This is a genomic window from Kitasatospora sp. NPDC034035 (assembly GCF_055575755.1).
This window is the reverse complement of the sequence record NZ_JBVISA010000012.1, coordinates 60,426-85,736: the sequence shown is the minus strand read 5'-3', so window position 1 is coordinate 85,736 and position 25,311 is coordinate 60,426. Positions and strand designations below refer to the sequence as shown.

The window sequence follows — 25,311 nt, the reverse complement described above, 5'->3', positions numbered from 1 at the left end:
TCCGCGGCTCCGGCTCCCCGTCCCGTCAGCTCGCCGGCCCCTCAGCTCCCCGCCAGTACCCCGCACACCTGCCACGCCGGGCGGGCGTGGTTGCCGGGGTCGACCGCCGTCGGCGGCGTGACCACCGTGCCCTGCCCGGTGGCCAGCACCGGCTGCAGGAAGCCCGCCATCGAGGTGCCGCAGGGCGCCGGCCCGGCCTGCAGCACCGAGTCCACCAGCCGCAGCTGCGCCGAGGCCAGGTCGACCCGGTCGAACTGGAAGGTCAGCTGCCGCCGCACGGTCTCCAGGGTGACCGGCGCTCCGGCCGGGGCTCCGGCCGGCTTCAGCGCGTAGACGAAGGTGTGGTCGGTGGTGATCTGCAGCGTCCCGCTGTCCGCCTCGTCGATCCGCATCGCGCCGACCACCTTCACGGTGTCCGAGGCCAGTGCGACCTGCGCGGGGTCGAACCGGACCAGCCAGCCGGTCACCGCGTGGTGCCGGTCGTCCACCGGCTGGGTCACGCTCGCGTCGAACTCCGCCTGCTCACCGGGTGTGACGAAGGCCCGCACGTCCGCGGTGGCGCCCTGGACCAGGGCGGCCGGGGCCAGCGAGGAGGAGACCAGGTAGCGCTGGACGGTGTCGAGCGCCTTGGTCACCTCGACCCGGCTGAAGTGCTCGGTGGGCGCCCCGGTCGGGGTGTTCAGCCCGACCGTGCCGTCCCCGTACCCGGGCGGCAGCACGGCGAAGGGGTTCGCCGGGTCGGCGACCGGGTGGACGGCCGAAGCCGGGCTCAACGCGACCAGACTGACGGTCAGTTGGCTTCCCTCGGGTCGCGCCGCGAGCCCCTTCGGCGAGGTGACCCCGAAGTACACCGCGGCCCCGAAGGCGAGCAGGATGAGCAGCAGCAGGGCGAGTGCCTGGCGCGGCACGGTGCCCAGCGGGCCCAGCCGCACCCGCTTCCGGGTGGCCTTGCCGAAGGAGCCCGCCAGTCGCTCCCGGGCGGACAGCTCCTGGATCCGGGCGGCCCGGACGAACGATTCGTCGAACACGACGGACCGGAATTCGTCCTCGTTGCCGGAGCCGCCCTCGGGCGTACCCTCAGGAGGCTCTCGCGGGTCACCCATAACACCAGGGTAGGCGGACACCCGCGCCGCCACGAGGGCCCCTGCGCAGATTCCTGGGGACGCTCCGTGACCACCCGCCCCGGGCGTGCGCCCGCGCGGCGTCCCGGGCGGCGACTAGCCCGCCGGTGCGCCGACCACCAGCGACGGCTCGGCCGGCGCGGGGCGCAGGTCCACCCCGGCGCTGCTGTTGCCGGACTCCGGTCTCCGGGGCGTGCCCGAGGTGCCGCCCGTGCCCTGGTAGATCGCCGCGACCGCGACCGCCACCAGGCTCACGCCCATGATCACGGCGAGCACCCAGGCCACCGGCCGGTGCCAGCGCTGCTGGGCCACGTACCGGCCGCGGGCGCGCACCGGGTCGTAGCCGGGCCGCCACCGGCGCCGGCCCCGGCGGTCGGCCGACCGGCCCGGGCCCGACCAGGGGTCGGGGTAGAGGTGGTCCGCGTCGAGTCCGCTCGGGTACGGGCGCAGCTCCAGCGGGAGCCCGTCGCCGGCCGAGACCTCATAGCCCCAGCCCGGGCCCGCCGTCTCCGGCTCGAACCGGGCCTCGGCGGCGGCGAGTTGCCGCTCCTTGGCGGTCGGCTCGTGCACGGCGGCGGACCGGACGAAGGCCTCATCGAAGACCACGGTGGCGAACTCGTCGTCCGCACCACCGTGGTCGGCGCCGTCGGGGTACGGCAAGCCCCCCACATCCTCAGCCACGGATTCAGCGTATTACCGGTCGGGCGTTTTGTCTGTGGCTCCCGGCAGTTGGTCCGTCACACGTGTGACGGACCAACTGCCGGGTCCCGCTCAGCGGGCGTCCGGGGCCCCGCCGACGGTCTGCGCCGCCTCGCCCCGCACGTGCCCGTCACCGGTGACGATGTACTTGGTGCTGGTCAGCTCGGGCAGGCCCATCGGGCCGCGGGCGTGCAGCTTCTGGGTGGAGATGCCGATCTCCGCGCCGAAGCCGAATTCGCTGCCGTCGGTGAAGCGGGTGGAGGCGTTGACGGCCACCGTGGTCGAGTCGACCAGCTGGGTGAAGCGCCGGGCGGCGGCCTGCGAGGTGGTGACGATCGCCTCGGTGTGGCCGGAGGACCAGCGGCGGATGTGCTCGACCGCCGCCTCCAGCGAGGGCACGACGGCCGCGGCCAGGTCCAGCGAGAGGTACTCCGCGCCCCAGTCCTCGTCGGTCGCGGGCACCACGGCGGCCGGGCCGCCCTCGGCGGCCTTGAGCACCGCCTCGTCGCCGTGCACGGTCACCCCGGCCTCGGCGAGGGCGGTCAGGGCGAGCGGCAGGAAGGCGTCCGCGACGTCCTGGTGGACCAGCAGCGTCTCGGCCGCGTTGCAGACGCTGACCCGCTGCGCCTTGGAGTTCAGCAGGATGCCGACGGCCATCGCGAGGTCGGTGTCGGCGTCCACGTACACGTGGCAGTTGCCGGTGCCGGTCTCGATCACCGGGACGGTCGAGCCCTCGACGACGGTGCGGATCAGCGAGGCGCCGCCGCGCGGGATCAGTACGTCGACCAGGCCGCGGGCGCGCATCAGCTCCTGCACGGAGTCGCGGCTCTCCCCCGGCACCAGCTGGATCGCGTCGGCGGGCAGCCCGGCCGCGGCGACGGCGTCCCGCAGGACGGCGACCAGCGCGGTGTTGGAGCGGTAGGCCGAGGCCGAGCCGCGCAGCAGCGCCGCGTTGCCGGACTTGAGGCAGAGCGCGGCGGCGTCGGCGGTGACGTTCGGGCGGGCCTCGTAGATGATGCCGACCACGCCGAGCGGCACCCGGACCTGCCGCACGTCCAGGCCGTTCGGCAGGGTGTAGCCGCGCACCACCTCGCCGACCGGGTCGGGCAGTCCGGCCACGTCGCGCACGTCGGAGGCGATCGCGGCGATCCGCTCGCCGGTCAGGGTCAGCCGGTCGATCACCGACTCGGGCGTCCCGGCCTCCCGGGCCCGGGCCACGTCCTCGGCGTTGGCCGCGACGATCTCGGCGCTGCGGGCCACCAGCGCGTCCGCGATCGCCAGCAGCGCGGCGTCCTTCGCCTTGCGCGGCAGCGGGGCGAGCGCCGCGGCGGCCTCCCGGGCTCGGCGCGCTACGGCGAGGACGGGGCTGTCGGCGGTGGCGAGGTCGCTGGTCATGCCGCCAAGGGTAGCGACTGTGCCCGCCCCGCCCGCCCGCGTTTCGCCATCCGAACAGGGCCGGTCGGTACGGGTACGTGCCGCCCGTGCGCACGCGCGAACGTGCGAGGAGGTCCGGTCGGTACGCGTGGTCCGGTCGGTACGCGTGGTCCGGTCGGTACGCGTGGTCCGGTCGGTACGCGTGGTCCGGTCAGTACGGGTAGACGCCGCCCAGTTTCGGCGACGGGGTGCCGAAGCCCTCCGCGACCCGCTTGTGGTACGTCGCCCGGTCGACCACTTCCAGCCCGACGATCTCCCACGGCGGGAGGTTGGCGGTGACCTTGTGCTCGCCCCAGAGCCGCAGCGCGATCGCCGCCGCGTCGTGCAGGTCCCGGGCCTGCTCCCAGTACCGGATCTCGGCGTGGTCGGCCGCGTAGCGGGCGGTCAGGAAGAACGAGTGGTCGTGCGCCAGCTGCTCCAGTGAGGCGCGCAGCGAGGACAGCGGGGTGACCTGCCCGGCCACGCTCAGCACCACGTGCCACAGCCGCGCCTGTTCGGGCACGGTGGGCGGCTCCGCCGCGTCCGCGCGCTGGGACCGCAGTCCGCGCGACCCGCCGGGTCCCTGCAGCGGCGGACCGGCCGGCTCGGCGGGGCCGTCCCCGCGTCCGCCGTCGATGCTGGTCAGCCGCCGGCCCGCCGTCCTTCCGGTCAGCGCTGCCTCGCGCCTGCGTTCCACCGGCGGCCTCCTGTTCGGCGATCTCGTGTCGTCCCCACCGGCCCCGTCGGCCCTTCGGCCGACCGGTTGGGCTGCGCCCCTCCTCGCCCGCGGCCGGGCCGTTCCCGGTACGGAACGGCCCGCCGTCCGCACTGTGCCGATCGGCCGGCGGCCGGTGCCGGCCCGCCGGCCGGTCAGCCGCGCAGAACGACCAGGTCGTCGCGGTGGACGACCTCGCGCTCGTATGCGGCGCCGAACTCCTGGGCCAGGTCGCGGGTGGACCGGCCGAGCAGGCGGGGCAACTCCCTCGCATCAAAGTTGACCAGTCCGCGAGCCACGATGTGGCCGTTTTCGGCAAGAAGGTCCACCGGATCACCCGCGGCGAACTCCCCGTCGACCTTGGTGACCCCGGCCGGCAGCAGTGAGGCGCCGCCGGAGACGACCGCCTCGACGGCGCCCGCGTCCAGGTGCAGGGCGCCGCGCGGGCTGCTCGCGTGGGCCAGCCAGAGCATCCGGTCGGAGGTGCGGGCGCCGGTGCGCAGGAAGAGCGTGCCGGTGGGGCGGCCGGCCAGGGCGTCGGCGGCCTGGCTGGCCGCGGTGAGCACGACCGGGATGCCCGCGCCGGTGGCGATCCGGGCCGCCTCGACCTTGGTGACCATGCCGCCGGTGCCGACCCCGGCCTTGCCCGCGCTGCCGATCTCGATGCCGTCGAGGTCGTGCGGGCCGCCCACCCGGGCGATCCGGCTGGTGCCGGGGCGGGACGGGTCGCCGTCGTAGAGGCCGTCCACGTCGGAGAGCAGCACCAGCAGGTCGGCCCGGACGAGGTGGGCGACCAGTGCGGCGAGCCGGTCGTTGTCGCCGAATTTGATTTCGGCGGTGGCGACGGTGTCGTTCTCGTTGACGATCGGCATCGCGCCCATCGCCAGCAGCTGGTCCAGGGTGCGGTAGGCGTTGCGGTAGTGGGCGCGGCGGCTGGCGTCCTCGGCGGTGAGCAGCACCTGGCCGACCCGGATGCCGTACCGGGCGAAGGAGGCGGTGTACCGGGCGACCAGCAGTCCCTGGCCGACGCTGGCGGCGGCCTGCTGGCGGGCCAGGTCCTTGGGGCGCTTGTCCAGGCCGAGCGGGGCGAGTCCGGCGGCGATGGCGCCGGAGGAGACGAGTACGACCTCCGGGGCGTCGGGGCGGTTGCGCACCTTGGCGAGCGCGTCCACCAGGGCGTCGACGCGGTCGGCGTCCAGGCCGCCGGCCGCCGTGGTGAGTGAGGAGGAGCCGACCTTGACCACGATCCGCCGTGCGGTCAGCACCTCCTCCCGCAGAGAGTCCTCGCTCATCTCGCTGTACGCCCTTCCGGTGTGGTGCGGGTACGGCGGGCCCGGGCCCGGTCGTCACTCCCGAAATCTACGCGATTCGTGCGGGTCCCCCGCAGGCTGTTTCACCGGCTGGACCCGGCCTGGTCACGGGCTTGCCACAGGCCGTCCGCCAATCCGGATGGCTGGTATGGTCCCTGACCGAAAGCCAGATCGGGGGACGGCTTCTTGCCCGCTGGACCCATTTTCGTCTTCGACTCTTCGTGTCACGAGAAGGCGGCGGCGCCGCACTGGGCAGGCCGGCAACGGTTCGCGGCCGCACGCCCAGGAGAAAAGCGCATCATGCGTTCGTACACCACCAAGCTGACCGTCGCCGCCCTGTCGGTGGCCACCGCCCTGTCCCTCGCGGCCTGTGGCCCGGACAACGCCGACCCGGCCGCTCCGGCGGGCGGCTCCACCGGTGCCGCTCCGGCGCCGACCAGCGGTGCCCCGGATGCCACCGCCGGCGGTGCGGCCACCGGCGGAGGGGCGGCCACCGGCGGTGCGAGCGGCGGTTCGACCGCCGCCCCGACCGGCGGGGCCACCGGCGGCGCGGCCGCGGCCGGAGCGACCGGCGGTGCGGCCACGGGCGGTGCCGGTACGGCCGGCGCCGCGGGCGGCGGGGCCGGTGGCGGCAAGCTGCCGCAGGCCGGCACCTCGGTGAAGTTCGGCCAGCCCGCCACCGTGGACTTCGCCGACAAGACCTTCAACGCCGCCGCCAAGCTGGAGATCAACGTCACCGGCGTCGCCCCGGGCTCGCTCAAGGACTTCCAGGACGCCAAGGCCAACACCACCGGCCTGGACGGCCGCGCGCTGTACTACGTCAGCTGGACCATGAAGAACCTCGGGGACACCAAGCTGACCTTCGCCGCCCCCGATTCCAAGTTCAGGGTCTACGACGCCTCCGGCAACCTCGGGATGTTCGCCAACCCGGTCGGCTCGACCCCGATCGCCAAGTGCACCACCCCGAGCTTCTCGGGCGCCACCAAGGGCGTCGAGTTCAAGGGCTGCGACATCGTCAGCTTCCCGGCCGGCGGCTCCCCGGCGATGGTCGGCTACGGCGACTCGACCGACGTCTCCAAGGTCCAGGCGGCCTGGACCAAGTGACGCCGCGCCACCCCTGAGCACGGGAACGGCCCCCGCCACCTCGACAGGTGGCGGGGGCCGTTCGCGTCAGCCGGTCCGACCGGCTCAGTCCTCGTCGTCGTCGCCCTCGACGGCGGCCTGGCGGCCGCTGGACAGCGCCTCGAAGGCGAGGAACTCGGCCTCGGCCGCGTCCCGGCCCTTCTGCTTCTCGCGGCGGCGGTCGACCGCCGGGCGCTGGGTCTCCATGCGGTGGTCCTCACCGCGGCGACCGAGCATCTCCGCGCCGGCGGCCATGGTCGGCTCCCAGTCGAAGACGACGGCGTTCTCGTCCGGGCCGATGATGACGGTGTCGCCCTCGTGCGCCCCGACCTTCCAGAGCTTGTCCTCGACGCCGAGGCGGGCCAGCCGGTCGGCGAGGTAGCCGACGGCCTCGTCGTTGGAGAAGTCGGTCTGGCGGACCCAGCGCTCCGGCTTGACACCGCGGATGCGGTACGCGCCCTCCTCCTCGGTGATGGTGAAGCCGGCGTCGTCGACGGCCTTGGGCCGCAGCACGATCCGGGTCGACTCCTCGACCGGCTTGGCGGCGCGCGCCTCGGCGACGATCCCGCCCATCGCGAAGCTCAGCTCGCGCAGGCCCTTGCGGGAGGCGGCGGAGACCTCGAACACCCGGTAGCCGCGCTCCTCCAGGGAGGTGCGGGTCAGGTCGGCGATGTCCTGGCCGTCCGGCACGTCCACCTTGTTGAGCGCGACCAGGCGCGGGCGGTCGTCCAGGCCGCCGTACTCGGCGAGCTCGGCCTCGATGGTCTCCAGGTCGGTCAGCGGGTCGCGGCCGGGCTCCAGGGTGGCGCAGTCCAGCACGTGCACCAGCACCGAGCAGCGCTCGACGTGCCGCAGGAACTCCAGGCCCAGGCCGCGACCCTGGCTGGCGCCGGGGATCAGGCCGGGCACGTCGGCGACGGTGTAGACGATCTCGCCCGCGGTGACCACCCCGAGGTTGGGGATCAGGGTGGTGAACGGGTAGTCCGCGATCTTCGGCTTGGCGGCGGAGAGCACCGAGATCAGCGAGGACTTGCCGGCGCTCGGGTAGCCCACCAGGGCCACGTCGGCGACGGACTTGAGCTCCATCACGATGTCGCGGGCCTCGCCGGGCTCGCCGAGCAGCGCGAAGCCGGGCGCCTTGCGGCGGGCCGAGGCCAGCGCGGCGTTGCCGAGGCCGCCGTGGCCGCCCTGGGCGGCGACGAAGCTGGTGCCGTGTCCGACCAGGTCGGCCAGCACGTTGCCCTGGCGGTCCAGCACCACGGTGCCGTCCGGCACGACGAGGACGAGGTCCTCGCCGGCCGCGCCGGTGCGGTGGCCGCCCGCGCCCGGCTTGCCGTTGGTGGCCTTGCGCTTGGGCGAGTGGTGGTACTCGAGCAAGGTGGTGACCTGCGAGTCCACGGTGAGGATGACGCTGCCGCCCTCACCGCCGTTGCCGCCGTCCGGGCCGCCGAGCGGCTTGAACTTCTCGCGGTGCACGGAGGCGCAGCCGTGGCCCCCGTTACCCGCGGCGACGTGAAGTTCGACGCGGTCCACGAAGGTGGTCATGGGTGTGCCTCCAGTGCGCGAGAGTCTGCTTGCTACCTGCGTAAAGCGTGAAGGGTGGACCGGAGAATTCCGGCCCACCCCTCACAGTGAGTCTCTATACGACTCGGGAGTCCGCGGGGACTCAGGCCTCGACGGCCACGATGTTGACGACCTTGCGGCCGCGACGGTTGCCGAACTGCACGGCACCGGCGGTCAGCGCGAACAGGGTGTCGTCGCCACCGCGACCGACGCCCGCACCCGGGTGGAAGTGGGTGCCGCGCTGGCGGACGATGATCTCGCCGGCCGAGACGACCTGGCCGCCGAAGCGCTTCACGCCGAGGCGCTGGGCGTTCGAGTCACGGCCGTTACGGGTAGAGCTTGCGCCCTTCTTGTGTGCCATATCTCGCTATCCCCTTACTTGCTGACCGAGTCGATGCTGGTGATGCGCACCGCGGTGTGGCGCTGACGGTGGCCCTGACGGCGGCGGTAGCCGGTCTTGTTCTTGTAACGCAGGATGACGATCTTGTCACCCTTGGTCTGGTCGACCACCTCGGCGTGAGTCTTCACGCCGGCCAGGACCCACGGGTCGGAGGTGACCGCGTCACCGTCGACGATGAGGATGGTCGAGAGCTCGACCGAGTCACCCGGCTTGGCCTCGATACGGTCGATCTCCAGCACGTCGCCGACGGCGACCTTGTGCTGGCGGCCGCCTGCGCGAACGATCGCGTACATGCGGTACCTGCTTTCCTTGCTCGGTCGGAACCCCCGACGCCAGCCACCTGGGTACGGACACAGGAGCCTCTCCCCGGCCCTCCGCGCGGACGCGGCGACCTCGGGAAGGTGATGTGCTCGGGAGCAATGGCGTAGACACGCCGATGGTCAAGAATACGGACCGGCAGCCCGAGGGGCAAACCGGCCCGTACGGCCCGGGGCGGGATGGCTCCCGCCCCGGGCGTGGGCACTACTCGGCCGCCGTATCACCCTCGGCGGCCGCGGCCTTCTTGGCCGCCGCACTGGTCCGCTTGGTCGCGGTCTTGCGGGCGGTGGTCTTCTTGGCCGCCGTGGCCGTCTTCTTGGCGGCGGTCTTCTTGGCGGCGGTCTTCTGCGTGGCGGTCTTCTGCGCGGCGGTCTTGCGGGCGGCCCGCTTCTTCGGCGCCGGCGCCTCCTCGGCGGCGGCCTCCTCGACCGGGGCCTCGACGGCGGGAGCCTCGGCGGCCTCCGCGGCCGGGGCCTCGACGACCGCGGCCTCCGCGACGACGACCGGCTCACCCGGCGCCTCGGCGGCGGCCTGGACGGCGGCCTCCACGACGACCGGGGCGGCGGCCTCCAGGGCCGCCTCCAGCGCCGCCTCGGCCTTGGCCTGCAGCACGACGATCTCGGCGCTGCCCGGAGAACCGGCCGGAGCCGTCGCCTTGCGCACCGCGCGGCGACGCGGGCGGCCCGCCGGAGCGGCCACCGGGGCCTCCTCGACGACCGGCGCCGGGGCGACCGGAGCCTCGACGCCCGGGACCTCCAGGGCCAGCTGGCCCTCGATCTCCTCGCGCACCGGCTCGGCCGGCAGCTCGGCGACGGCCGCGACGGCGGCCTGCGCGACCTGCTCGGCGGCCTCGGCCACGGCGGCCTCGACGCCCAGCGGCTCCTCCTGGCCCGCGCCGCCCTTGCCCCGGCGACGGCGCTTGCCGCCCGAGACGGCCTCGCCCGCCGGGGCGGACGGGGCGTGGACGTGGACGCTCGGCTGCTCCATGTGGACGATCACACCGCGGCCGTTGCAGTGCACGCACGGCTCGGAGAAGGACTCCAGCAGGCCCTGGCCGACCCGCTTGCGGGTCATCTGCACCAGGCCCAGCGAGGTGACCTCGGCCACCTGGTGCTTGGTCCGGTCCCGGCCCAGGCACTCCAGCAGGCGGCGCAGCACCAGGTCGCGGTTGGACTCCAGCACCATGTCGATGAAGTCGATCACGATGATGCCGCCGAGGTCGCGCAGCCGCAGCTGGCGCACGATCTCCTCGGCCGCCTCGATGTTGTTCCGGGTGACCGTCTCCTCCAGGTTGCCGCCCTGGCCGACGAACTTCCCGGTGTTGACGTCGATGACGACCATCGCCTCGGTGCGGTCGATCACCAGCGAACCGCCGCTGGGCAGCCAGACCTTGCGGTCCAGCGCCTTCATCAGCTGCTCGTCGATCCGGTAGGTGGCGAAGACGTCCACCTCGGAGGTCCACCGCTGGAGGCGCTCGGCGAGGTCCGGGGCCACGTTGGAGACGTACTCGTGGATGGTCTTCCACGCCTCGTCGCCGGAGACGATGACCTTGGTGAAGTCCTCGTTGAAGATGTCGCGGACGACCCGGACGGTCATGTCCGGCTCGCCGTACAGCAGCGCCGGGGCGTTGCCGGTCGCGGCCTTCTTCTGGATGTCCTCCCACTGCTGCTGCAGCCGCTGGACGTCGCGGGTCAGCTCCTCCTCGGAGGCGCCCTCGGCGGCGGTGCGCACGATGACGCCCGCGTCGTCCGGGACGATCTTCTTGAGGATCTGCTTCAGGCGGGCGCGCTCGTTCTCGGGGAGCTTGCGCGAGATGCCGGTCATCGAGCCCTCGGGCACGTACACCAGGTAGCGGCCGGGCAGCGAGATCTGGCTGGTCAGGCGGGCGCCCTTGTGGCCGATCGGGTCCTTGGAGACCTGCACCAGCACGGACTGGCCGGACTTCAGCACCGACTCGATCCGGCGCGGGCCGCCGTGGCCGAGCGCGCCGAAGTTGACCTCGCCGGCGTACAGCACCGCGTTGCGGCCCTTGCCGATGTCGACGAAGGCGGCCTCCATGGACGGCAGCACGTTCTGGACCTTGCCCAGGTACACGTTGCCGACGTACGAGGTGGCCTGCTCCTTGTTGACGTAGTGCTCGACCAGCACGCCGTCCTCGAGGACGCCGATCTGGGTGCGCTGGCCGTTCTGGCGCACCACCATGACGCGCTCGACCGACTCACGGCGGGCCAGGAACTCGGCCTCGGTGATGATCGGCACCCGGCGGCGGCCCAGCTCGCGGCCCTCGCGGCGGCGCTGCTTCTTCGCCTCCAGGCGGGTCGAGCCCTTGATGGACTGCACCTCGTCCGGGTCGAAGGACGGCTCGGTGGAGCGGCGGCGCGGCTCGCGCACCTTCACCACCGTGCGGACGCCGTCCTCGGTGGTCTCGGCGGTCTCGACGGCGCCGGCCTCACCACTGCGACGGCGGCGGCGACGGCGGCGACGGGACGAGGACAGGCCGGCAGCCAGGTCGTCGTCGTCCTCGTCCTCCTCGTCGGCCGCGGCCGGCTCCTCGGCGGCGGGCTGCTCGACCTCGACGGCCTCGGCGGCCTCGAACTCCTCGGCCTCGCCACGGCGACGGCGGCGGCCGCCCCGGCGGCGACGGCGCGACGGACGGCCGTCCTCCTCCCACTCGCCCTCGGTCTCCGGACCGGCGGCGGGGGCCTCGACGACGGGCACCTCGACGGCCGGGGCCTCGATCGGCGCGACGGCGGCCGGCGCCTCGGCGACCGGCTTGGCGGGGGCCGACTTGGCGGGGGTCGGCTTGGTGGCGGCTGCCCTGGCGGTGCTCGGCTTGCCGGCGGCCGACTTGCGGCGGCCCGGCTCGACCCGGGCACGGACCCGGCGGCGGCGGCCGACGCCGCTGTACTCGAACTCGTCTTCCTCGTGCGCGGCGGCGGCCGGGGCCTCGACCGGCGCCGGGGCCTCGGCCTCGGCGGGCTGCTGCGGCGCGGACACCGCGGACGGCACGGACGGCGCGACGTAGGGGGCCGGCTCCTGGAAGACCGGGGCCTGGAAGACCGCGGTGGCCGGGCGGACGGCGCGGCGGCGCACCCGGTGGTGCGGCTCGGCCTCGGCGGCCGGGGCGACGACGGGGGCCGGGGCGACGGGCTCGGCCGTCGGCGCGGCGGCGGCCTCGACGGCCTCCTCCTCGGTCTCCTCCGCGACGGCGGGCTCCTCGGCCTGCGGCTCCTCGACCGGGGCCTCGACGACCGGCGCGGCCTCGACCACGCGGCGGCGGCGGGGGCGGCGGGCGGGAGCGGCGGGGGCCTCCTCGGCCGCCGGCTCGGCGGCGACGGGGGCGGGGGTCTCGACGGCCGGTGCCTCGACGGCGGGCGCGCCCGCCGGGGACTCGGCGCGCTTACGGGTGCGGCGGGCCCGGGCGGGCTTCTCCGCGACCGGCTCGGCAGCCGGAGCCGGGGCGGCCTGCTCCGCCGCGGGAGCCTCTGCGGCCTCCGGCGCGGTGGTCACGATCGGGGTCGCCTCCGGCGCCCCGGCCGGGGCCTCGGCGCGCTTGCGGGTCCGACGGGCCCGGACCGGCTTCTCGGCGACCGGCTCGGCGACCGGAGCCGGAGCGGTCTCGGCCGCCGGCGCCTCGGCCGGCAGGACCGTCTCGGCCGCCTCGGCGGCCGCACCCTGCGGGGTGCCCGCCGGGCGGGAGACCGCGCGGCGACGACGGCGCGGCGGCGCGGCGGACGCGCCCTCGCTGCCGGTCGCGGCGGTTTCGTTCTGTTCCGTGGCCGCAGTCTGCTGCGGATCGGTGTTATCGAGCATGCGGGTGGATCTCCCGTCAGGCCCCCGGGCTCCGCATCCGGGCACGGCGCGACACCGGTGGGCGGCCGGCATCGCGAGATGCTCGGGCCGGACCCTTTCACGGTGCCGCCGCGCGGACGCGAGGCCGCACAGGGGCTCGTAGTCTCGCTCGGCGCCCCACGCTCGGCGGGGTGTCGAAAGTCTTCTGGTTCTGACCAGTCTTCTGAGGTTTTCCCAAGCTGCGCCGTCCCCCAACCCCGGGTGGCTCCCGGACGGGGCCCCGGGCCCACCGACCGTCCTGGCCGGCAGGCCCCGGGTGGCAAGGCCTGTGCTGCGACGACGCTCGCTCCCCTGGGGAGCCGCGGGAACCCTGGAGGGACCATCGGGTCCAGTGAGTCACTGGACCCGGCCTCCGCCCGCTAGGCGGGCGCGGTAGCGCGCGGCCCGGCGCCCGGCTCCGAGCCGGCCTGGGCCGCGGCGCGGTCGAGCGCCAGCGGGTCGGTCACCGTGCCGGTCCCCTCGTCGAGCGGCCCCTGCGCCAGCCTGGTCACCTCTGCGGGGACCGGCGGCGCCAGGTCGGCCGTCGCACGGAGACCGGACAATACGTCGTCAGGTCGTACGGCGGGTGTGGCGTGTCGTACTACCAGGCGCAGTATCGCACAGGGACGGCCGGTCCGAACATCGAGGTCGGTTCCGGCCTCCGTGTCCGCACCGCCGTCGACCTGGGACGGGACGATCTCGAGCGCCGCCACCGCACCGCGCGCGTCGAAGACCCGCACGCCGTTCTTGGTGAGGCGTTCGACCTCGACCCGCTCCTCGGCGAGGAAGCGCGCCACCGCGCCGGCCGCCTCGTCCGGCTCGACGCCGTCCAGCCGGACCAGCCACTCGGAGGCCTGCAGGCGTTCCACAAAGTTCGGCGTCCGCACCTCGACCGCGTCGATCACGTCCAGGCCCGTCGGCAGTGACTCGTCCAGCTGCGCCCGCAGCTGTTCGGGGTCGCGGAAGGCGGCCAAGCCGATCTCCAGGTACTCCGCCTCGCTCGCCACCCCGGTCGGGGCCGCGTTCGCGTAGGAGACCTTCGGGTGCGGGGTGAAGCCGGCCGAGTAGGCCATCGGAACGGCGGACCGGCGCAGGGCGCGCTCGAAGGCGCGCTGGAAGTCGCGGTGGCTGGTGAAGCGGAGCCGGCCGCGCTTGGTGTAGCGGAGACGAATCCGCTGCACCGTCGGCGCGGGCGGCGGACCGTCGGGCGTACGGCGTGCCAGGGTCGCTCAGTCCTTAGTCAGTTGTCCCCGTCCGGCGTGGCGTGTTCCCGCCACTGTCCGGACTCTGTCACCTCAAAGGGTACGCGCCCCGCCGACCCGCTCGCTCCGCCCCTGGTCAGCCGCATACCCGAGACCCCAGGCCGGAAGGTTCCGGCCTGGGGTCCAGGGTGTAACCGTCACCCGCCGACGACCGCCCGCCGACGACCGACGGCTACTTGTTGACGACCGTCAGCGGCAGCAGCTTCTTGCCGGTGGGGCCGATCTGGATCTGGGTGTCCATCTGCGGGCACACGCCGCAGTCGAAGCACGGCGTCCAGCGGCAGTCGTCGACCTCGACCTCTTCCAGCGCGTCCTGCCAGTCCTCCCAGAGCCAGTCCTTGTCGAGGCCGCTGTCCAGGTGGTCCCAGGGCAGCACCTCCTCGTAGGTGCGCTCGCGGGTGGTGTACCAGTCGACGTCGACGCCGGTGCCGGCCAGGCCCTTCTCGGCGCAGGCCATCCAGCGGTCGTACGAGAAGTACTCGCGCCAGCCGTCGAAGCGGCCGCCGTCCTCGTAGACCGCGCGGATGACCGCGCCGATCCGGCGGTCGCCGCGGGACAGGAGGCCCTCGATGATGCCCGGCTTGCCGTCGTGGTAGCGGTAGCCGATGTTCTTGCCGTACTTGCGGTCGCCGCGGATCGAGTCGCGCAGCTTGGCCAGGCGGGCGTCGGTGGCCTCGGCGGACAGCTGCGGGGCCCACTGGAACGGGGTGTGCGGCTTGGGCACGAACCCGCCGATGGAGACGGTGCAGCGGATGTCGTTCTGGCCGGTGACCTCGCGGCCCTTCTGGATGACGTTCTTCGCCATCTCGCCGATCTGGAGCACGTCCTCGTCGGTCTCGGTGGGCAGGCCGCACATGAAGTACAGCTTCACCTGGCGCCAGCCGTTGCCGTAGGCGGTGGCGACGGTGCGGATCAGGTCCTCCTCCGACACCATCTTGTTGATCACCTTGCGCATGCGCTCGCTGCCGCCCTCGGGGGCGAAGGTGAGGCCCGAGCGGCGTCCGTTGCGGGACAGCTCGTTGGCGAGGTCGATGTTGAAGGCGTCGACGCGGGTGGACGGCAGCGACAGGCCGATCTTGTCCTCGGTGTAGCGGTCCGCCAGGCCCTTGGCGATGTCGCCGATCTCGGTGTGGTCGGCGCTGGACAGCGACAGCAGGCCGACCTCCTCGAAGCCGGTCGCCTTCAGTCCGCGCTCGACCATCTCGCCGATGCCGGTGATGCTTCGCTCCCGCACGGGGCGCGTGATCATGCCGGCCTGGCAGAAGCGGCAGCCGCGGGTGCAGCCGCGGAAGATCTCCACGGACATCCGCTCGTGCACGGTCTCCGCGAGCGGGACGAGCGGCTGCTTGGGGTAGGGCCACTCGTCCAGGTCCATCACGGTGTGCTTGGACACCCGCCACGGCACACCGGGGGCGTTCGGCACGACACGGGCGATCCGGCCGTCGGCCAGGTACTCCACGTCGTAGAACCTCGGCACGTAGAACCCGCCGGTGCGGGCGAGGCGCAGCAGCACCTCGTCGCGCCCGCCGGGGCGGCCCTCGGCCTTCCAGGCCCGGATGATCTCGGTCATGTCGAGGACGGCCTGCTCGCCGTCGCCGACCACCGCGCAGTCGATGAAGTCCGCGATCGGCTCCGGGTTGAAGGCCGCGTGGCCGCCGGCGAGGACGATCGGGTCCTCGTCGGTGCGGTCCTTGGCCTCCAGCGGGATGCCGGCCAGGTCGAGCGCGGTCAGCATGTTGGTGTAGCCGAGCTCGGTGGAGAACGAGAGGCCGAACACGTCGAAGGCCTTCACCGGGCGGTGGGCGTCGACGGTGAACTGCGGGACGTCGTGCTCGCGCATCAGCGCCTCGAGGTCCGGCCAGACGCTGTAGGTGCGCTCGGCGAGCACGCCCTCGCGCTCGTTCAGCACCTCGTAGAGGATCATGACGCCCTGGTTGGGCAGGCCGACCTCGTAGGCGTCGGGGTACATCAGCGCCCAGCGGACGTCGCAGGCGTCCCAGTCCTTGACGGTCGAGTTGAGCTCGCCGCCGACGTACTGGATCGGCTTCTGGACGTGCGGGAGGAGGGCCTCCAGGCGTGGGAAGACCGATTCGACAGTCATGTACTAGGAACCCTTACGACGTGATTCGGTGCCGCGAGTCGGCACGGGAGGGGTGACCCTCAAGGGTAGCCCAATCCGGGGACGGGCCGGTCTGCCCCGGAGCACGGGCCCTCCGTGCCCCGGCGCGACCGGCCGTTCGGCACCCGCCCCGGTACGCGCAGTGCGCGCCCGCCGCCCGGCGCCGTCCGCCGTTGACATGCCCGGACGGCCCGTGCGGTACTGACGGGGCTCCGCCAAGGAGGCCTGTGCCCCTTCCGGACAAGGGAGTTGGGTCGTACGCTCGGCCCTCGTCGGAGTTCCCCCCGGCGCTGCCCTCTCCCGCCCCCGCACACGGCCCCGTCCACCCTCACCAGGCCCGTCCCGTGTCCGCCCGGCCGCCGTCCCCGGCCCGCGGTGCCCCGTCCTCCGCCCGCGCTCCGTGCCCGGCGGCGCACCACCGCGTCCGCGCCCCGGCGGCCGTACGATCCGTACGACCGGCGCAAGGAGAACCATGACCGACACCGGTCGGCGGATCCGCCCCCTCCGACCCCTCGACGCCCGGCCGGCCCGCTACCCCACGCCGGCCCAGGCCGAGTGCGCCGCCCGGCGGCTCGCCCTGCGCCATCCGGACCGCTGCCGGCTGCGCGAGGTGGGCCGCTCCCGGGCCGGGCGCCCGCTGCTGCTGCTCTCGGTCGACCGCGGCCCGCGCGCCGTGCTCGTGGTCGGCGGCCCGCACCCCAACGAGCCGGTCGGCACCGCCGGGGCGGTCCGGCTGGCGGAGCTGCTGCTGGACCGCCCCGCCCGCCCCGGCCTCTCCTGGCACCTCCTGCTCTGCCTCGACCCGGACGGCGCCGCGCTCAACGCCGGCTGGCTGGACGGCCCGCTCTCCATGCGTCGCCACTACGAGCACTTCTTCCGCCCCGCCTTCGAGGAGCAGCCCGAGCTGCTGCCCGCCCCCGGCTCCGGCCGCCCGCCGATGCCGGAGAGCGTGGCGCTGACCGGCCTGATCGACGAGCTGCGCCCGTTCCTGCAGTGCTCGCTGCACGGGGTGGACTTCGGCGGCGCGTTCGTCCAGCTCACCGGCCCGGTGCCGGGCCTGGCCGAGCGCTTCGCGCGCTCCGCCGAACGGGCCGGCCTCCCGCTCGACGTGGACTCCTACGACGCGATCGGCTGGGCCAGCCCCGCCCCCGGCACGTACCTGATGCCCGCCCCGGGCAGTTCCGGGGTCTCCCGGGCGCTGCCGGACGAGCCCGAGCTGTCCACCTGGTCCTACGCCGCCCGACGCGGCGCGGTCACGGCCGTCCTGGAGGTCCCGATGTGGGCCGTGGACGCGGTCGGCGACGCCCGCCCCCACCCGGCCGGAGCGCGGGCCGTGACCGCCGCCGCCCGCGACCTCACCGCACGCGCCGAGGAGCTCACCGCCCTGCTCCCGTGGGTCCCCGCGCACGGCCACGAGGCGTACGGCTCGCTGGTGCGCACCGCCGAGTTCAGCCTGGCGGTGGCCCCGCGGGTGGCCGAGGAGTGGCTGGAGCGCTGGTGCCCCGAGCCGCTCTCGTCCTCGCGGGTGACCACCGCCGGGCTGGTGGCGGCCCGTCTGCCGCTGCGGGTCGCGTCGATCCTGCTGCGGCTGCTCGCGGACGCCCGGGGCCCGGGCGCGGAGGCCGCCCGGGAGCGCGCCCGCGCGGTCGTCACCGACAGCCTGGAGCGGCTGCGGCACCGCTTCGGCGCCCGCTGGGTGCCGGTCCAGGAGCAGCTGGCCCACCAGACCCGGGCCGTCCTCACCGCCGCCGACTGCCTGCTCCAGTCGACCTGACGCGTCGTCGGCAACGCGCTGGTCCGGCTCACCCGCGAGGACGCGAAGGGGCCGGCCCGGGATTCCCCGGACCGGCCCCTTCGCACACCCGCTCAGGCCCCTCGGACTGCTGCGACTGGTGCGACTGCTGCGACTGCTCAGGCCGCTATCGGCCGTTGGCTGCGAACCGCCTGGAGCAGCCCGATGGCCATCCAGTTCGCGAACATCGAGGACCCGCCGTACGAGACGAACGGCAGCGGGATGCCCGCGACCGGCATGATGCCCAGGCACATCCCTATGTTCTCGAAGGCCTGGAAGGACAGCCAGGCGATGACCCCGGCCGACACGATCGTGCCGTACAGGTCGGTCGCCTGCCGCGCGATCCGGCAGGCCCGCCACAGCACCACGCCGACCAGCAGGATGATCGCCAGTGCCCCGACGAAGCCCAGCTCCTCGCCGGCGACGGTGAACACGAAGTCGGTCTGCTGCTCCGGCACGAACTGCCCGGTGGTCTGCGTCCCGTGGAACAGCCCCTTGCCGGTCAGCCCGCCGGAGCCGATCGCGATGCGGGCCTGCGCGGTGTTGTAGCCGACGCCGTTCGGGTCCAGCTGCGGGTTGGCGAAGGCGGCGAAGCGGTCGATCTGGTACTTGCTCAGCAGGCCGAACTTCCAGATCGCCACGCATCCGGCGGCGCCCATCACCAGCAGCCCGAGGACCCAGCGGTTCGCCGCGCCGGAGCCGAGCAGGATGCCCAGCACGATCGCGGCCATCACCATCACCGAGCCGGCATCCGGCATCAGCAGCACTATGCACATCGGCAGCCCGGCCCAGACCAGGCCGCGGAACACGGCCCGGTGCGAGGGGAACTCCCGTTCCCCCGCGTCCACCTGGTCCGCCAGCACGACCGCCATCGCCAGCACGATCCCCAGCTTCGCGAACTCGGCGGGCTGGATCGAGAAGCCGCCGCCGAGCTGGATCCACGAGTGCGCGCCGTTGATGGTCGAGCCCAGCGGGCTGAGCGTCGCCAGCAGCAGCAGGATCACGGCGACGTACAGGAACGGCACGATCGTGCGGAAGCGACGACTCCCTATCGCTATCACCACGGCGCACAGCACCAGCCCGACCACGAAGTTGGTCAGGTGCCGGTACAGGAAGTACTGCGGGTCCCCGTGGGTGAGCGAGTCGCGTCCGCGGGTGGCCGACCAGACCAGCAGCGAGCTGCCGGCCGAGAGGGCCAGCGCGGCCAACAGCAGTATCCAGTCCAGCCGCCAGAGCGGGGAGTCCTTGGCGAGGGCCTTGGAGACCCCGCGGCGCTGCGGGGCCAGCCGCAACTGGCGGTAGGAGCCGTAGGAGGTCATGCCCGTCCCCTTCCCGGGCTTCGGCCGGGTTCGAGCGCGGCGTCGGCCGCGGTGTAGATCGCCGGACGGTCGGTCGGCGGTGCCTGGTCGAGGAAGGCCGCTGCCGGGGCCGGGTCCGCCTGCGCCGACGCCGCGTCGAGCGGCACCGGAGCCGAAGCCGGGGCCGGCACCAGGGCCGAAGCTTCCGCCACCTGGTCGGCAGAGGCCGACACCGGGGCCGACACCGGGGCCGACACCGGGGCCGGGTCGCCGGTGTAGGACGCCGGCTTGATGATCGCGGTGCCGTCCGGGTTGAACTTCGGCAGCTCGCCCTGCGGGACGGGCAGCAGCGCCTTGCCGTTGTCGATGTTGCCCTTGTCGTCCACGCCGTACAGCGCCTGGTAGATCCGGCGGACGGAGTCACCGGAACCGCCGGAGCCGGTGCCGCCCTGGCTGATCGTCATGATGATCGCGTAGTCCTTGCTGTACGTGGCCAGCCAGGAGGTGGTCTGCTTGCCCTCGACCTCGGCGGTGCCGGTCTTGGCGTGCAGCGCGATCTTGTCCTGCGGCCAGCCGGCCTGCGAGAACTTCCAGGCGGCCGTACCGCTCTTGACGACGCCCTCGGTGGCCTGGTTGATGTAGCTCAGCAGCTTCTGGTCGCCGGGGAACTTGGCGTCCGCCTGCGGGGCGATCTCGCGGACGAGATCCCCGCCCGGGCTTATCACCGCCTTGGCGATGGTCGGCCGGTAGAAGGTGCCGCCGTTGGCCAGCGCCGAGTAGATCCGGGCCATCTGGACCGGGGTGACGAGGGTGTCGCCCTGGCCGATGGCGAAGTTGACGGCGTCACCGGCGCGCATCTGGTAGCCGTCGACGCAGTTCTCCCGGGCGATCTGGTCGGAGAAGCTGTTGCCGCCCTTCTTGGCCTGCGCGCACCAGGCGTCCTTGTTGTTGTCGTAGAAGGACTGCTTCCACTGCCGGTCCGGCACCCGGCCGGTCACCTCGGACGGCAGGTCGATGCCGGTCTTGGCGCCGAGGCCGAACTCGTGGGCGGTCTTGAAGAACCAGTCGCCCGGGTCCTTCTTCGGCTTGATGCCGCCGTCCTTCAGCCACTGGTCGTTGGCCAGACCGTAGAAGACGGTGTCGCAGGAGACCTCCAGCGCCTTCTCCAGCGTGATGGAGCCGAAGCTCTCGCTCTCGAAGTTCTTGAACTCGCGGCCGCCGATGGTCATGCTCTTGGGGCACGGGTAGGTGCCGTCCAGCGAGTAGCCGGCCTGCACGGCGGCGGTGGTGGAGATGACCTTGAAGGTCGAACCGGGGGCGGACTGACCCTGTATGGCCCGGTTCAGCAGCGGGAAGTTGGACTCCTTGCTGGTCAGCGACTGGTAGTCCTTGCCGCTGATGCCGCCGACCCAGAGGTTCGGGTCATAGGTCGGGGCGCTCGCCATGGCGATGATCCGCCCGGTGTGCACGTCCATCACCACGGCGGCGCCGGAGTCGGCCTCGTAGTTGCGGTTGGTGACCTTGTCGAAGGTGTTCCGGGCGTCCGCGATGGCCTGCGCCAGGTTGTCCTCGACCACCTTCTGCACCCGGGCGTCGATGCTGGTGACCAGGTTGTCGCCGGTCTGCGGGGCGACGGCACCGGCGGTGCCGATCACCCGGCCGAGGTTGTCCACCTCCAGCTTGGTGATGCCGGCGGTGCCGCGCAGGTCGCGGTCGTACACCGACTCCAGGCCGGCCCGGCCGATCTGGTCGGCCGGCAGGTAGCGGTCCAGGCCGCTCTTGTCGGCGGTCTTGCTGACCTCGTCGTCGGTGACCGGCGAGAGGTAGCCGAGCACCTGGGCCAGGTTGGCGCCCTCGGCTCCGGTGTAGCGGCGCACGGCGGTGGGCTGCGCGGTGATCCCGGGGAAGTCCTCGCGGCGCTCCATTATCTGCATCGCCTGCTGGGTGGTCGCTTCCTTGGTGACCGGGATCGGCTGGTAGGGCGAACCGTTCCAGCAGGGCTGCGGGGTCTTGGCGTCGCAGAGCCGGACCTTCTCCTGCACGTCCTTGGCGGGCATCCCCAGCACCTCGGCCAGCCGGGCCAGCACCGCCTTGCCGCCGTCCTTCTGCTGCAGCAGCGAGGTGCGGCTGACCGAGACCACCAGCCGGGTCTCGTTGCCGGCCAGTATCCGCCCGGAGGCGTCCAGGATCTCGCCGCGGACGGCCGGCTCGACCACCTCGCGGATGTGGTTGCCGGTCGCCTTGGCGGTGTACTCCTTGGCGTTGCGGATCTGCAGGTACCACAGCCGCCCGCCGAGGGTGGCGAGCAGCGACAGCACCAGGATCTGCAGCACCACCAGACGGATCGTCACCCGCCGGGTGCGGCCGGTCTCGGGGATGTTGCTCACGTCTCGTGCGCTCCAGGATGCGGGGAAGTCGGGAGGTCGGGGGCCGGGCCGGCTACGGGCGGCGGGCGAAGCCGGGCACGCGCCGCTTCTTGTAGGACGGGCCGGACGAGACCTCGCGGGTGGTGCGGTAGCGGGCCAGCGAGCCGAGGCCCAGGCCCGGGCCGCTCTGGTCGTCGTCGGCGGCGGTCACCGGGTCGCGCCCGAAGCGGCGGCCGAGCAGCATCACCAGCGGCACCACGAACGGCGCCAGCAGCAGGTCGTACAGCAGGGCGCTGATCACCAGGCCGACGAGGCCGACGTGCCGGGCCGCGGTGTCGCCGACCAGGGCGCCGACCATGGCGTACAGCAGGGTGGAGGCGACGGCCGCGGCGCCCACCACCAGCAGCGAGCTCGCGACGGAGCGCTGGCGGCCGTGGTCGGGGCGCAGCAGCCCGGCGGCGTAGCCCATCAGGCAGAGCACGAGCGCGTAGCGGCCGATCGCGTGGTCGGAGGGCGGCGCGACGTCGGCCAGCAGGCCGGCCGCGAAGCCGACCAGGCAGCCGCCGGTGGGCCCGTAGACCATGGCGAGGCCGACCACGACGAGCAGCAGTATGTCCGGGGTGGCTCCCGGGAGCTGGAGTCGGCCGAAGACGCTGACCTGGAGGATCAGGCCGAACAGGATCAGGCCGGCGGAGACGGGGATGCGGGCGAGGCGCATGGCTCAGTTCCCCCCAGTGGGCTTGGCGGGCGCGGCGGCGGGGGCTTGTCCCGGGGTGGGCGCGGCTGGGGCCTGGCCCGGGGCGGGGGCCGGCGGCAGGACGGCGTCGCGCGGGTCGGCGCGCGGCGGCACGACCACCACGCCGACCAGGTCCAGCCGGGTGAACTGGACGAAGGGCTCGACCAGGACGGTCTTGGTCAGCTGGCCCGCGTTGGCCTGGACCTCGGTGACCTTGCCGACCGGGACGCCGGGCACGAACGGGCGGCCGCTCTGCGAGCCGAAGGTGACCAGCCGGTCGCCGGCCTTGACCTGGGCCTTGCCGTTGAGGAGGGAGACCTTCATCGGGCTGTCGCCGCCGCCGGAGGCGAAGCCGATCTCGCCGGTGCCCTCCAGGCGGGTGCCGGCCGAGAAGCCGGGGTCGGAGGCGAGCAGCACGGTGGCGGTGGTCGGGCCGACGGTGGTGATCCGGCCGACCAGGCCCTGGCCGTTGATCACGGTCATGTCGCGGGTGAGGCCGTCGTCGCTGCCGGCGTCGATGGTGATGGTCCAGGAGAAGCCCTGGGCCGGGCCGATCGCGATGACCTGGGCGGCCTTGACGGTGTAGCCGCCGGCGCCGGCGGTGCGCAGCAGGTCGTCGAGTTGCTTGGTGCGCCCGGTGGCCATGTCGGAGGAGGCGAGCTTCTGCCGAAGTTCGGTGTTCTCGCGGGCGAGCTGGTCGGTGCGGCCGTTGTTGGTGGCGGCGTCCCGGAAGGCCCGGACGGTGTTGGCGACCGGGTCGACGACGGTGGCGGCGCCGCGCTCGACCGGGCCGAGGACGCCGGCGGCCGCGTGTCGGGCGGGGCCGAGCGGGGAGTCCTCACCGCCCTTGATGTCGACGGTGATCAGCGCGAAGGCGACGGCCACCAGCAGGATGAGCAGTAGCCGGCTCTCTCGTGTGTCCCTCACGGTGCTGGTACTGCCCCTTCGTACCTGGCGGCCGCCCGGGGCTGTGGGGCCCGGGCGGCGGCCCGTTCAGTCGTGTCGGATGTTGTGCTGTGGTGCTAACGGCGCGGCTGTGCGTCGAGTACCTGCTGGAGCGCCTCGAACTCCTCGACGCACTTGCCGGAGCCGAGTGCGACGGAGTCGAGCGGGTTCTCGGCGATGTGGATCGGCATGCCGGTCTCGCGGCGCAGCCGCTCGTCGAGGCCGCGCAGCAGGGCGCCGCCGCCGGTGAGCACGATGCCGCGGTCCATGACGTCGCCGGCCAGCTCGGGCGGGCACTGGTCGAGGGTGGTCTTGACCGCGTCGATGATCGAGTTGACCGGCTCGTCGATGGCTTCGCGGACCTCGGCGGCGGAGATGACGACGGTCTTGGGCAGGCCGCTGACCAGGTCGCGGCCGCGGATCTCGGCGTGCTCGTCCTTCTCGCCTTCCAGGCCGAAGGCGCTGCCGATGCTCATCTTGATCTGTTCGGCGCTGCGCTCGCCGAGGAGGAGCGAGTACTCCTTCTTGATGTGCTGGACGATCGCGTTGTCCAGTTCGTCGCCGGCCACCCGGATGGACTGGGCGGTGACGATGCCGCCGAGGGAGATCACCGCGACCTCGGTGGTGCCGCCGCCGATGTCGACGACCATGTTGCCGGTGGGCTCGTGGACGGGCAGGCCGGCGCCGATGGCGGCGGCCATCGGCTCCTCGATGATGTGCACCTGGCGGGCGCCGGCCTGCGAGGAGGCCTCGATGACGGCGCGGCGCTCGACGCCGGTGATGCCGGAGGGGACGCAGACGACGACGCGCGGGCGGGCGAGGTAGCGGCGGCGGTGGATCTTGAGGATGAAGTACCGCAGCATCCGCTCGGTGATCTCGAAGTCGGCGATCACGCCGTCCTTGAGCGGGCGGATGGCGACGATGTTGCCCGGGGTGCGGCCGATCATCTTCTTGGCTTCGGCGCCGACGGCGAGGATGCCGCCGGTGTTGGTGTTCACGGCGACGACCGACGGCTCGTTCAGGACGATGCCCTTGCCCCTGACGTACACCAGCGTATTGGCAGTTCCGAGGTCGATCGCCAAGTCGCGGCCGATGAACGACAGGTTGCTCGCCATGGGGTGTGGGTGCCTTCCCGGGCTCGGAGTTCATGAGGGGTGGACGACTGCGTGCGCCCACGCTTGGGCGGAGACCAGCTGAGCTGCCTTACCGGGCCCTTGAGTCGCGTCCATCGTAGTCACGCCGCACGGTACGGACGTCGACGTGGGGCATACCGTCCATTGTCCGGAGCGTGATCGCTTCTCCGAGGATTGGGACGCCGTGTCGGCCCCCCCAGTTCCCTATTTCACGATAAGAATGCCCCGGCCGGGCCAATGGTCCCGACCGGGGCAGTCCCAAGGTCCTCCGGGCGTTGTCGCCCGGCCCGACTCAGGCGTGCGCCGGGAAGAAGATCTTGATCTCGCGCTCGGCGGACTCCGGGGAGTCGGAGGCGTGGATCAGGTTCTCGCGGGTGATCGTCGCGTAGTCGCCGCGGATGGTGCCGGCCCCGGCTTCCAGCGGGTTGGTGGCGCCGGCCAGCATGCGGATGCCGCGCACGACCTCCTCGCCCTCGACGATCAGCGCGAGCGACGGGCCGGAGGTCATGAACTCCAGCAGCGGCTCGTAGAACGGGCGGCCGACGTGCTCCGCGTAGTGCTGCTCCAGCGTCGCCCGGTCGAAGGTGCGCAGCTCGATCGCGGCGAAGCGCCAGCCGGCCTTGCGCTCGATGCGGCTGATGATCTCGCCGGCCAGGCCGCGGCGGACGGCGTCGGGCTTGAGCAGGACGAGAGTGCGCTGGGACACGGTGCGTCTCCTGGGGATTCGGTTCGGCAGACAGTCGGGTCGACGAGTGGGCCGACACGGCAGAGATTACCTTGCGTACACGGCGTGTCGGTGTGCTGGTCCGGGGCCCTAGGCGGGTACGGCGGCGGCCTCGGTGGCGGCGGCGCGGGCGGCCTTGAACGCGTCCACCTTGCGGCCGTAGTGCACCGAGCACCACCACAGGCCGGCGAAGACCACGCCGAGGCCGAACATGGTCGGCAGGACAAAGCCGCTGGCGATCAGGCCGATCTGCAGCGCCCATCCGATCTGCACCGCGCCGGGGCGGTTGATCATGCCGCAGAGCGCGATGCACAGGGCCATCGCGATGCCGCTGACCGTCCAGATCTCCCCGGTGGAGACGTCGGTGAGCCGCATCGCGACCAGCGCCGCGAACATGACCAGGAGTGCCTCGCCGATCAAGGTCGAGGAGCAGAGCGTCCTCAT

Annotated in this window: 20 protein-coding genes; 2 read left to right on the top strand and 18 right to left on the bottom strand. The window is 73.2% G+C overall.

From position 1 onward, the window contains the following. Positions 1-41: 41 nt before the first annotated feature. From ACZ52J_RS18845 to proB, 5 genes are all read right to left on the bottom strand, one after another. Entirely contained in the window at positions 42-1,103 is a 1,062-nt protein-coding gene (locus tag ACZ52J_RS18845) for an SCO2583 family membrane protein (RefSeq protein WP_465620098.1), read from the bottom strand. A gap of 114 nt (positions 1,104-1,217) precedes the next feature. Beyond that, positions 1,218-1,790 (bottom strand): SCO2584 family spore wall biosynthesis protein, encoded by a 573-nt coding sequence (locus ACZ52J_RS18840; RefSeq protein ID WP_465620294.1) that lies wholly within the window; start codon positions 1,788-1,790, stop codon positions 1,218-1,220. Positions 1,791-1,892: 102 nt separating this feature from the next. After that, on the bottom strand, positions 1,893-3,215 hold the full coding sequence (locus ACZ52J_RS18835; protein WP_465620096.1) for a glutamate-5-semialdehyde dehydrogenase: 1,323 nt from the start codon (positions 3,213-3,215) through the stop codon (positions 1,893-1,895). 190 nt (positions 3,216-3,405) lie between these two features. Continuing rightward, the gene (locus ACZ52J_RS18830) at positions 3,406-3,930 is read right to left on the bottom strand and encodes a hypothetical protein (RefSeq protein WP_465620094.1); all 525 of its coding nucleotides are present in this window, start codon (positions 3,928-3,930) and stop codon (positions 3,406-3,408) included. Between the two features lie 173 nt (positions 3,931-4,103). Further along, positions 4,104-5,240, bottom strand: coding sequence for a glutamate 5-kinase (gene proB / locus ACZ52J_RS18825; protein WP_360504164.1), 1,137 nt, complete (start codon positions 5,238-5,240; stop codon positions 4,104-4,106). A 318-nt stretch (positions 5,241-5,558) separates the two neighbouring features. Here proB and ACZ52J_RS18820 point away from each other — a divergent pair, with 318 nt between their 5' ends. Further along, entirely contained in the window at positions 5,559-6,362 is an 804-nt protein-coding gene (locus tag ACZ52J_RS18820) for a hypothetical protein (RefSeq protein WP_360504162.1), read from the top strand. 84 nt (positions 6,363-6,446) lie between these two features. On the opposite strand, the gene obgE is transcribed toward ACZ52J_RS18820, so the two are convergent. The 6 genes from obgE to ACZ52J_RS18790 all read right to left on the bottom strand — a co-directional run bounded on the left by obgE (position 6,447) and on the right by ACZ52J_RS18790 (position 15,855). Further along, a complete protein-coding gene (gene obgE / locus ACZ52J_RS18815; RefSeq protein WP_360504160.1) occupies positions 6,447-7,925 on the bottom strand; it encodes a GTPase ObgE in 1,479 nt (492 codons plus the stop codon). Positions 7,926-8,046: 121 nt separating this feature from the next. Then, positions 8,047-8,304 carry a 50S ribosomal protein L27 gene (rpmA, locus tag ACZ52J_RS18810; RefSeq protein ID WP_030233756.1) on the bottom strand — a complete coding sequence of 86 codons (258 nt, stop codon included), beginning with the start codon at positions 8,302-8,304 and terminating at the stop codon, positions 8,047-8,049. 14 nt (positions 8,305-8,318) lie between these two features. Then, the gene (rplU, locus tag ACZ52J_RS18805) at positions 8,319-8,636 is read right to left on the bottom strand and encodes a 50S ribosomal protein L21 (RefSeq protein WP_360504158.1); all 318 of its coding nucleotides are present in this window, start codon (positions 8,634-8,636) and stop codon (positions 8,319-8,321) included. Positions 8,637-8,865: 229 nt separating this feature from the next. Next, on the bottom strand, positions 8,866-12,474 hold the full coding sequence (locus ACZ52J_RS18800) for an Rne/Rng family ribonuclease (protein ID WP_465620090.1): 3,609 nt from the start codon (positions 12,472-12,474) through the stop codon (positions 8,866-8,868). A 398-nt stretch (positions 12,475-12,872) separates the two neighbouring features. Continuing rightward, entirely contained in the window at positions 12,873-13,673 is an 801-nt protein-coding gene (locus ACZ52J_RS18795; RefSeq protein ID WP_360504154.1) for a TIGR03936 family radical SAM-associated protein, read from the bottom strand. A gap of 253 nt (positions 13,674-13,926) precedes the next feature. Next, positions 13,927-15,855: a TIGR03960 family B12-binding radical SAM protein gene (locus tag ACZ52J_RS18790; RefSeq protein ID WP_465620088.1), complete on the bottom strand. Its 1,929-nt coding sequence runs from the start codon at positions 15,853-15,855 to the stop codon at positions 13,927-13,929. A gap of 490 nt (positions 15,856-16,345) precedes the next feature. On the opposite strand from ACZ52J_RS18790, the gene ACZ52J_RS18785 reads away from it, so the two are divergent. Beyond that, positions 16,346-17,647, top strand: a complete 1,302-nt coding sequence (locus ACZ52J_RS18785; protein ID WP_465620086.1) for a M14 family zinc carboxypeptidase — start codon at positions 16,346-16,348, stop codon at positions 17,645-17,647. Between the two features lie 137 nt (positions 17,648-17,784). On the opposite strand, the gene rodA is transcribed toward ACZ52J_RS18785, so the two are convergent. From rodA to ACZ52J_RS18750, 7 genes are all read right to left on the bottom strand, one after another. Then, on the bottom strand, positions 17,785-18,984 hold the full coding sequence (rodA, locus tag ACZ52J_RS18780) for a rod shape-determining protein RodA (protein ID WP_360504116.1): 1,200 nt from the start codon (positions 18,982-18,984) through the stop codon (positions 17,785-17,787). Then, a complete protein-coding gene (gene mrdA / locus ACZ52J_RS18775) occupies positions 18,981-21,350 on the bottom strand; it encodes a penicillin-binding protein 2 (RefSeq protein ID WP_465620084.1) in 2,370 nt (789 codons plus the stop codon). The genes rodA and mrdA overlap by 4 nt, the downstream gene beginning before the upstream one ends. A gap of 52 nt (positions 21,351-21,402) precedes the next feature. Then, positions 21,403-22,047 (bottom strand): rod shape-determining protein MreD, encoded by a 645-nt coding sequence (mreD, locus tag ACZ52J_RS18770; RefSeq protein WP_360504112.1) that lies wholly within the window; start codon positions 22,045-22,047, stop codon positions 21,403-21,405. A 3-nt stretch (positions 22,048-22,050) separates the two neighbouring features. Further along, positions 22,051-22,992, bottom strand: coding sequence for a rod shape-determining protein MreC (gene mreC, locus ACZ52J_RS18765; RefSeq protein WP_465620082.1), 942 nt, complete (start codon positions 22,990-22,992; stop codon positions 22,051-22,053). Between the two features lie 95 nt (positions 22,993-23,087). Next, positions 23,088-24,113, bottom strand: coding sequence for a rod shape-determining protein (locus tag ACZ52J_RS18760; protein ID WP_360504176.1), 1,026 nt, complete (start codon positions 24,111-24,113; stop codon positions 23,088-23,090). Positions 24,114-24,435: 322 nt separating this feature from the next. Then, the gene (gene ndk, locus ACZ52J_RS18755; RefSeq protein ID WP_360504108.1) at positions 24,436-24,849 is read right to left on the bottom strand and encodes a nucleoside-diphosphate kinase; all 414 of its coding nucleotides are present in this window, start codon (positions 24,847-24,849) and stop codon (positions 24,436-24,438) included. 108 nt (positions 24,850-24,957) lie between these two features. Continuing rightward, a complete protein-coding gene (locus ACZ52J_RS18750; RefSeq protein WP_360504106.1) occupies positions 24,958-25,311 on the bottom strand; it encodes a DUF4233 domain-containing protein in 354 nt (117 codons plus the stop codon).

What these genes read in the sequence shown, in the direction of transcription:
- ACZ52J_RS18845 (WP_465620098.1), bottom strand. Translation starts at nt 1,103, where the DNA reads ATGGGTGACCCGCGAGAGCCTCCTGAGGGTACGCCCGAGGGCGGCTCC.
- ACZ52J_RS18835 (WP_465620096.1), bottom strand. Translation starts at nt 3,215, where the DNA reads ATGACCAGCGACCTCGCCACCGCCGACAGCCCCGTCCTCGCCGTAGCG.
- proB (WP_360504164.1), bottom strand. Translation starts at nt 5,240, where the DNA reads ATGAGCGAGGACTCTCTGCGGGAGGAGGTGCTGACCGCACGGCGGATC.
- ACZ52J_RS18820 (WP_360504162.1), top strand. Translation starts at nt 5,559, where the DNA reads ATGCGTTCGTACACCACCAAGCTGACCGTCGCCGCCCTGTCGGTGGCC.
- obgE (WP_360504160.1), bottom strand. Translation starts at nt 7,925, where the DNA reads ATGACCACCTTCGTGGACCGCGTCGAACTTCACGTCGCCGCGGGTAAC.
- rpmA (WP_030233756.1), bottom strand. Translation starts at nt 8,304, where the DNA reads ATGGCACACAAGAAGGGCGCAAGCTCTACCCGTAACGGCCGTGACTCG.
- rplU (WP_360504158.1), bottom strand. Translation starts at nt 8,636, where the DNA reads ATGTACGCGATCGTTCGCGCAGGCGGCCGCCAGCACAAGGTCGCCGTC.
- ACZ52J_RS18800 (WP_465620090.1), bottom strand. Translation starts at nt 12,474, where the DNA reads ATGCTCGATAACACCGATCCGCAGCAGACTGCGGCCACGGAACAGAAC.
- ACZ52J_RS18790 (WP_465620088.1), bottom strand. Translation starts at nt 15,855, where the DNA reads ATGACTGTCGAATCGGTCTTCCCACGCCTGGAGGCCCTCCTCCCGCAC.
- ACZ52J_RS18785 (WP_465620086.1), top strand. Translation starts at nt 16,346, where the DNA reads ATGACCGACACCGGTCGGCGGATCCGCCCCCTCCGACCCCTCGACGCC.
- rodA (WP_360504116.1), bottom strand. Translation starts at nt 18,984, where the DNA reads ATGACCTCCTACGGCTCCTACCGCCAGTTGCGGCTGGCCCCGCAGCGC.
- mreD (WP_360504112.1), bottom strand. Translation starts at nt 22,047, where the DNA reads ATGCGCCTCGCCCGCATCCCCGTCTCCGCCGGCCTGATCCTGTTCGGC.
- ACZ52J_RS18750 (WP_360504106.1), bottom strand. Translation starts at nt 25,311, where the DNA reads ATGAGGACGCTCTGCTCCTCGACCTTGATCGGCGAGGCACTCCTGGTC.